Here is a 1020-nt window from a genome sequence, read left to right on the forward strand (position 1 = left end):
GCCTGCAGATCCATCTCCACTACTTGCTACTGTAATCGGTGCAATCGGTGGTGTGATCGTCGTATTCTCAATCGTTACTCTTGATAAGCTTAAGCTTGACGATCCAGTCGGCGCGATCTCTGTACACGGTGTTGTTGGTCTTTGGGGTATCTTCGCGGTACTACTTTCAGACGCAGACGCTACGTTCATGGGTCAGCTAGTAGGTGCGGTAACAATCTTCGCATGGGTATTCGTAACAAGCTTGATCGCTTGGGGCGTAATCAAAGCGGTTATCGGTCTACGAGTTTCTGAAGAAGAAGAGTACGAAGGTGTGGATCTTTCAGAATGTGGTATGGAAGCATACCCAGAGTTCACTAAAGACTAATCAACTAGTCCTTAGTAAGATCTAAGAAGAAGGGCGCTCATTGAGCGCCCTTTTTTGTTGTCTATCGAATTGTTTGTTTAACCCTACGCATAAAAAGTTATTGTTTAGCATTCTATGTTTGGGAATAAATAGAAGCGACCATCCTCCCGTTCGTCATTCCGGACAGCGAAGCGCGACAAGGTGAATTGCGCAATGCGCAAGAGAGGGTGCCCTGGGGTATCCGGAATCTGGTTTGTGAATGCACAGAAATAGACAGTTGAAGACCTTGCTCCAATACCTATTTTAATGCTCGCTCTGCTAACAAAGCTGACAATGTACTGAGTAAGGGTAGGTATTTTTCGATTTTATATGGAATTATCAACGGTCGTAGAAATATATGCCTCGTTAGAACACTTTATACACAACGCAAGCCAGTACTGAAAATTGCATTCAAGCCATAACATAACTACAATGTAATTATGAGCAAGTACAAATTTGAATGGGATGCAAATAAAGCCGCATCAAATATTAAGAAGCACGGAGTTAGCTTCGAAGAAGCCAAGTCTGTCTTTTACGACAATGCGGCGCGGCTGATTCCCGATCCAGATAGCTCAGAAGGTGAAGAGCGTTTTATCCTTTTGGGACAAAGCTCATATTTAAAAACACTAGTCGTTTGT

The 1020-nt window shown here is 43.4% G+C and carries 1 protein-coding gene and 1 pseudogene; both read left to right on the top strand.

Annotated features, from left to right (window positions below; all coding sequences use genetic code 11):
- Positions 1 to 364: pseudogene (locus tag A3762_RS09385) on the top strand (ammonium transporter); the annotation flags it as partial.
- A 458-nt stretch (positions 365 to 822) separates the two neighbouring features.
- Positions 823 to 1020: BrnT family toxin (locus tag A3762_RS09390; RefSeq protein ID WP_068755127.1), on the top strand; the 198-nt coding region annotated here is incomplete at its 3' end.

This window comes from Oleiphilus sp. HI0125 (assembly GCF_001635355.1).